The 6,895-nt window shown below is 72.9% G+C and carries 5 protein-coding genes and 1 pseudogene; 2 read left to right on the forward strand and 4 right to left on the reverse strand.

Annotated features, from left to right (window positions below; translation table 11 throughout):
• Positions 1 to 274, reverse strand: a pseudogene (locus B1L11_RS49300) (MFS transporter); the annotation flags it as partial.
• Positions 275 to 904: 630 nt separating this feature from the next.
• On the opposite strand from B1L11_RS49300, the gene B1L11_RS47700 reads away from it, so the two are divergent.
• Positions 905 to 2,155 (forward strand): hypothetical protein, encoded by a 1,251-nt coding sequence (locus B1L11_RS47700; RefSeq protein WP_179155595.1) that lies wholly within the window; start codon positions 905 to 907, stop codon positions 2,153 to 2,155.
• 399 nt (positions 2,156 to 2,554) lie between these two features.
• Entirely contained in the window at positions 2,555 to 4,273 is a 1,719-nt protein-coding gene (locus B1L11_RS43595; RefSeq protein ID WP_179155596.1) for a Xaa-Pro dipeptidyl-peptidase, read from the forward strand.
• Positions 4,274 to 4,334: 61 nt separating this feature from the next.
• Here the strand turns inward: B1L11_RS43595 and B1L11_RS43600 are convergent, their stop codons facing one another.
• The 3 genes from B1L11_RS43600 to rodA form a co-directional block, all read right to left on the reverse strand.
• Entirely contained in the window at positions 4,335 to 5,456 is a 1,122-nt protein-coding gene (locus B1L11_RS43600; RefSeq protein ID WP_079321006.1) for a hypothetical protein, read from the reverse strand.
• 43 nt (positions 5,457 to 5,499) lie between these two features.
• Entirely contained in the window at positions 5,500 to 5,595 is a 96-nt protein-coding gene (locus tag B1L11_RS55655) for a hypothetical protein (RefSeq protein WP_372974784.1), read from the reverse strand.
• Between the two features lie 10 nt (positions 5,596 to 5,605).
• On the reverse strand, positions 5,606 to 6,895 hold a 1,290-nt coding region (gene rodA / locus B1L11_RS43605; protein ID WP_306291788.1), incomplete at its 5' end, for a rod shape-determining protein RodA.

Below are 6,895 nucleotides of genomic sequence, written 5' to 3' on the forward strand. Positions count from 1 at the left end.
CGGCCCAGGCGCCGAGGCCGGCACGCCAGTCGCCGCCGAACGCGCCGGCGAGCGGGACCGTGACGGCGGCGGCGGCCGAGGCGCCGAGATTGAGTGCCATGGAGTACAGGCCGGTCATCGTGCCGACCCTGTCCGGGAAGCGTTGCTTGACCACGACCGGCAGCAGCACGTTGGCGACCGCGATCCCGGCCAGTGCGAGGCCGCTCAGCGCGAGGAACACCGGAGTGCTGCCGACGAACGGACGCAGGGCGAGCCCGAGCGCGACCGCCGCCATCCCGGCGAGGACGACGCCGTCCGGTCCGTGACGGCGGGCCAGGCGGGGTGCGACCGAGCGACCAGCGCGAAGCACACCGCCGGCACGGACGTGAGCAGGCCGGCGACGGTGGCGCTCATCCCGAGGGCGGCGCGGGCCTCTTCGAGCACGGGCCCGAGGCTGGTGACCACGGGCCGGAGGTTGAGCGCCGCCAGCACCAGGGCGGCGGCCGCCAGGCGGCGCGTCCATGCGGCGGACCGGACGCGGCCCCGCCGCCGCTTCGCGGGGCTCGGCCGTGCCACGTCGTCCTTCGGCGCCGTCACATCGCGAACCACCGGCTCGGTCCGGATTTCGGCCTCGTCCGGAACCACCTGGTCGTCCCCAGCCACCCTGTCATCCACGCGCTGTCATCCCGTAAACCACCTCGTCACCCTCAAACGACCAGGTCATCCTAAAATCAGCGCCTTATTCCGAAATCAACCGGGTCGCCCCAGAGCCACGGCCGATCTGCCGCCTCCGGCGATCCCGCCCGCCCCACCGTCCTAATTGGGGGCTTGACACCCCATTTGTGGCGGAAAAAACTCGGAGCACTTCCGCTCCACAGCACCCCCGACAGCGGCCCCGTGAGCACGTGCCGCGAAGGAGACAGGCATGAGGCGATTGTTCGCCGTTCTCGCGCTGGTCGCAGGCTTCCTCCTGCCGGTGTCCGCGCGTGCCGACGCCGCCGTCGCGAACGTGGCCCCGTCGGCCACCGCCTCCGCCTCCTACACCTCGCCCTGGGAGAGCGTGGCCGCCGTCAACGACGGCATCGGCCCGGCTCGCTCCGACGACAGGCGGAACCGCCGCTGGGGCACCTGGCCCGAGGCCGGCGAGCAGTGGGCCCTGCTGACCTGGCCGACCGCCCAGACGATCTCCTCGGTGCAGGTCTACTTCTTCGACGACGGAGGCGGCGTCCGGCTGCCGGCCTCGTGGAAGCTCCAGAGCTGGGACGGCGGCGCGTACGTGGACATCCCGGCCTCCTACCCCACCGCGATCGACACCTACAACACCGTCACGTTCCCCGCTGTGACCACCACCCGGCTGCGCGTCGTCCTGCGCAGTGGTGAGGCGTCGGTCGGGCTGCTGGAGATCAGGGCGCTCGCCGACGCCGCCGGCCGGCAGAGCGGCTGGAGCCCGCCGGCCGACCTGGTCGCGCCGCTCGACGAGGTCTGGCGGCACGCCGAGTCCACGTCCACCGACCCGTACGGCTACCGCAACTACGCCTGGGACCAGATCATGGCCAACGGCGGCAGCGTCAACTACTGCGTCCGGTGGGACTCCGGCGCCCCGGTCTCGGCAGAGCTGCGCGACAGGATCCAGGCCGCGCTGGCCAGGTCGTTCAAGAAGTGGACGGACGTCATGGCGGGCCACAACGGCTGGCCGTACGCGGACGTGCCGGTGAAGGTGGTCGGCTGGGCCGTGCGCGACCGCGCCCTGCTGCAGTGGAGCGACGACTCGGTGGACGTGTACGTCGGCGACCTGAGCGAGAACGCGCCGCAGTGCGCCGAGCCGTGCGGACGCCTGTTCGACCAGTCGGGCGCCTACTCCGACTGCCCGGGCGGCGCCTCCCATCACTACGACATGTCGCTGTGGCTCACCGAGGGCATGACCGGCGGCATGGGAGGCGCCTGGGGACAGCGCGTCGGCAGCGAGTATCTGGTGGACAACCTCGGCAGCGACGACATCCACATCCTCCTGCACGAGATCGGGCACGGTTTCGGCCTGAACGACTTCTACGACTGGACTCCGTCCGGGCAGTGCTGCTTCCTCATGAAGGCGGGCTCGGCCACGTCGATCACCGAGTTCGACGCGTGGATGCTGCGCGACGTCTGGCGGCACCTGAAGAGCCGCTACGGCTTCTGACGCCCTTCCGGGCCGAGGCCGGATTTCGACATCTGTCGAAAACAGTCGTGATCAAGACAGAACGGTCGTCCGAAGACATTCCACACTTGCGTCCCTAGCATCGCCCTCTACGGGCCGAATCCCCCGGCCCGAATCCCCCCGATCGTTCTTGGAAGGTTTGCCGATGTCCTCATCGCGCCGGGTGACGCCTGGTCCCCTCCCTCCAGCCGCGTCACGCCGTACGGCAGCCGCACGCCGGGGCGCGGCGGCGCTGGGCCTCGCCGTCGCCACGACCGTCACGGGGCTCGCCGTGAACCCGGCCACCGCGGGCGCCGCCGTCCCCGTCGGACCGGTGTTCCAGAACGGCATGGCCCAGCCGGTGTTCTCGACCAACCGGAACGACTGGATCCGCGAGGAGGTGTGGGTCGAGACCCCGGTCGACAGCGACGGCGACGGACGGGGCGACCGGGTGCACGCCGAGGTCACCCGGCTCAGGGAGACCGAGACGGCCGGCCTGAAGTCGCCCGTCGTGTACGAGGTCAGCCCCTACTACGCCGGCGGCAACCCCATCACCAACCACGACGTCGACCACGAGCTCCACGAGGCGCTCCGGCCGGGCAAGGGCTGGCTGAACCGCGGCGGCAAGGTGCTCGACCCGGCGGCCGACGAGCGCCTGGCCGCGCGACCGCCGACGACGCCGGGACCGGCGGCGCGGACGCGTCCCTCGCGGCGACCGGCCCGCAGCCGGTCATCAGCACCAGCCACGAGTCCAACTGGCTGCCTCGCGGTTTCGCGGTGGTCCACGCCGAGTCGCTGGGCAGCGGCAAGTCCGACGGCTGCCCGACCACCGGCGGACGCAACGAGACCATCGGCGCCCGGTCCGTCGTCGACTGGCTGAACGGCCGCGCCAAGGCGTACGACGCCTCCGGGCGGGAGGTCACGGCGACGTGGACGACCGGCAAGGTCGGCATGATCGGCACCTCGTACAACGGGACCCTGCCCAACGCGGTCGCGAGCACCGGCGTCGAGGGGCTGGAGGCCATCGTGCCGATCTCGGCGATCTCCAGCTGGTACGACTACTACCGGGCGAACGGCGCCGTCGTGGCCCCCGGCGGCTACCAGGGCGAGGACACCGACGTGCTCGCGGAGTACGTCTACACGCGCGCGGACAAGCAGGTCTGCCGCAGCGTCATCGAGGAGCTCGCGAAGGCGCAGGACCGCGTCACCGGCGACTACAACGCCTTCTGGGACGAGCGCAACTACATGAACGACGTCGGCAAGGTCCACGCCGCCGTGCTGGTCGCGCACGGCCTCAACGACTGGAACGTCAAGACCAAGCACGCCGCCCAGTGGTACGAGGCGCTCAAGGAGCGCGGGGTGCCGCACAAGATCTACCTGCACCAGGGCGGGCACGGCGGCTCCCCCAGCGTCGACGTGCTCAACCGCTGGTTCACCCGCTATCTGTGGGATTACCAGAACGGCGTGGAGAACGACCCCCGCGCCCTGGTGCAGCGCGAGGACCGGACCCTGGTGCAGTACCCCGAGTGGCCCGACCCGGCCGCCGCGGACACCGAGCTCAACCTCGCTCCCGGCGCCGGCGGCGCGGCCGGCGTCCTCACCTCCGACAGGACCCGGACCGGCAAGCCGGTGACCGAGACGATCGTGGACGACGCCACCAAGCGCGCGCAGACCCTCGCCGACGCCGCCACCTCGCCCAACCGTCTGGCGTACAAGTCGGAGACGCTGACCGCGGCCGCCAGGCTCAGCGGCACCCCGCGGGTGTCGCTGCGGATGTCCTTCGACCAGCCGGCCGCGAACGTCACGGCGCTGCTCGTCGACTACGACCAGAACGGCAAGGCCAAGATCATCACCCGGGGCTGGATCGACCCGCAGAACCGCACGTCGGCCTCACGGACCGAGCCGGTCAAGCCGGGCACGCCCTACCGCCTCGACTTCGACCTGCAGCCGCACGACTACGTCTTCCCCGCGGGGCACCGGATCGGGGTCGTGCTGCTGTCGAGCGACTACGAGTACACCGTCAGGCCCGCCCCCGGCGCGCGGCTGCACCTCGACACGACGAAGAGCACGGTGACGCTGCCGATCGTGGGCGGCGCCGGCGCGCTCACCCCCGCGAGCTGAGCCTCTCACGACACGCCGTCCCCGCCGGCCGATCAGGCCGGCGGGGACGGCGTCCGTGTGACTACAGCAGAGCCTCGCGGTGCCGCCAGGCCAGGTCCAGCACGGCCGCGCCCGCCGCCTGCATCGGCTCGTCGCGGACGTACCGCCGCACGGTCTCCGCGTCGAACGGGACGCGGCCCACGACCTGGCCCTCGCTGTTGGCGGCGGCGACCTCGCCGAAGACGGCGTCGAACGTCTCCGCCTCCAGCACGGTCACCGTGAGGAAGTCGGTCGCGAAGGTCAGCGGGTCGACTCCCACGCCCAGCACGAGGGAGCGCACCCGCCCGTCCTCGCGGGCGTCCGTCAGCAGCCGGTAGAGCGGCCAGCCCTCGTAGTCGAAGCCGTCGCCGTACTCCTCTCCCCGTCCGAGGAACTCCTCGGCGTACTCGCGGACCACGCACTTCCACAGGTCGAGGTCGGCCTTCTCCGCGCCCGCCGACTCGTGCGCGGGCTGGAACACCCCGACCGGCATGACCTGGAAGAGCCCGCCGCCGTGCGCCACCCGGGCCGGGTCGCGCCAGTGCAGGACGAACGACGTCTCCCCCGTACGGCGGTCGTGGCGCAGCGTCAGCGTCGAGATCGCGCAGAGCACGGGCCGGCGGCGCAAATCGGTGGGGTCGCCCACGAGCGCGCGGAACGGCAGCGGCCGCCCGTCCCCATGCCCGGCGAACTCCTGCCCGGCGAGTTCGCACGCGACGGGCTCATGCGCGGCCAGCTCGTGGGCGGCCGCCTCTCCCACGCTGACGCCGTCGAAGTAGCGCGCGCGGGTGAACGTCAGCTCCGGCCAGGCGACCTCCAGCAGCCGGTAGCAGGTGCGGTCCTCGAAGAGCCGGGGGCGGGCGAGAGCCCCCAGCGCGTCCGGGTAGGCGCCGGCGCCCTCCGGCAGCAGGGCCGCCGCCTCCGGCTCCCGGCCCGTGACAGCGGGGGCGGGCGCGTCCTCCACCCAGACGAGCCGCACCTCACGCAGGTCGAGCGGCGTGGCCAGGGTCCATGGGGTCGCAGTCCAGCCGTCCCGGGTGAGCAGGCGGGTCGATCCGGCCCTCGCGAGTCCGGGATAGAGCCGATCCGCCGCCGCGGCCAGCTCGTGCCTGCGCCCGTTCAGGCGTCGCCGCGTCTCGGCCCATTCCGGTCCCGACGGCCGCATCCGCACCTCCCCGCTCGATCTCCCGAGTCCGCACCCTAACCGCTCACCCGAGGACCGTACGCAGCGCGCCTTCCAGCTCCACGAGGCCGGCCTCGGCGGGCGACCGCCAGGCGATGATCCCATCCGGCCGCACGAGCACGGCCGGCGTGTCACAGGCGCCGCACGTCCTGCCCGCGGACGGACATGAGGACGCCGACCGCCGCGAGGCAGGCCACGATGGACGACCCGCCGTACGACACGAAGGGCAGCGGGACCCCGACGATCGGGAGCAGGCCGACGACCATGCCGACGTTCACGAACGTCTGGACGCCGAACCAGCACACGATTCCGGCCGCCGCGAGGGTGCCGTACGGCGAGGCGGCCCGCGCCGCGACGCGCAGCCCGCGCGCGAGAACGGCCCACAGCAGCAGGAGCACGAGCATGGAACCGGCGAACCCGAGTTCCTCCCCCGCCACGGTGAAGACGAAGTCGGTGTGCTGCTCCGGCACGAAGCCGCCGCCGGTCTGGTCTCCCCGCAGCAGTCCCCGGCCGGACAGCCCGCCGGAGCCGACCGTGATCAGCGCCTGGGCGGCGTTGTAGCCCGCGCCCTGCGGGTCGGCGAGCGGGTCGGCGAAGGTGAGCAGCCGCTGCACCTGGTGTGGCCGCAGCAGCCCGAGGACCCACGCGAGCACCGCGGCGGCCGCCCCGGCGGACGCGAGCAGCCCGATCCACCGCCAGCGCACCCCCGCCGCGACGAGCATGCCGAACGTGATCGCCGCGATGATCGTGAACGTGCCGAGGTCGGGCTGGAGCATGACCAGCCCCAGCGGCACGGCGGCCACGGCGAGCGCGAGCAGCACCTGCGGGCCGCGCGGCCGGTGCTCCCCGTCGGGCTGCTCCCCCAGCAGCATGGCGAGGATCAGCACGAGCGCCGGTTTGACCAGCTCAGACGGCTGCACCTGGAGGGCTCCGGCGCCGAGCCACGACTGCGCCCCGTTGACGGTGCGGCCGAGCGGGGTGAGCACGGCCAGCAGGCCCAGGCAGCCGAGCGCGTACAACGGCGGGGTCCAGGCACGCAGCGCTCCGTGGTCGGCCAGCGCGAACGCGACCATCACGACGGCTCCCACCGCCACGTTCAGGAGCTGCCGCCGCAGGTAGGTCCGCGGGTCCTCACCCTCCGCCGCCAGCCTCGGGCCGGTCGACGCCCACACCAGCACGACTCCGACCAGGCACAGCGCGCCCGCGGCCCCGGCGAGGCCCCAATCGGGGACGCCTCCGGCGACGCGGCGTGCGAGCCGGGCGACGGACCGCGACGCGGACCGTACGGCGGAGCTGGCCGGCCGGACGGGCCACCGGTACGGGGCCGGAGGCGCCGGGCGCGGCCGGACGGGAGCCGGCACAGTCATCGCGACCTCCCCGTGTCGTCCCACGAGCCCCTGGTTCCGGACAGGCCGGTGGTT

Source organism: Microbispora sp. GKU 823 (assembly GCF_002027145.1).
Classification (GTDB): Bacteria; Actinomycetota; Actinomycetes; order Streptosporangiales; family Streptosporangiaceae; genus Microbispora; species Microbispora siamensis.

Coding starts and splice junctions, on each gene's coding strand:
- B1L11_RS47700 (WP_179155595.1), top strand. CDS start 905: ATGAGGCGATTGTTCGCCGTTCTCGCGCTGGTCGCAGGCTTCCTCCTG.
- B1L11_RS43600 (WP_079321006.1), bottom strand. CDS start 5,456: ATGCGGCCGTCGGGACCGGAATGGGCCGAGACGCGGCGACGCCTGAAC.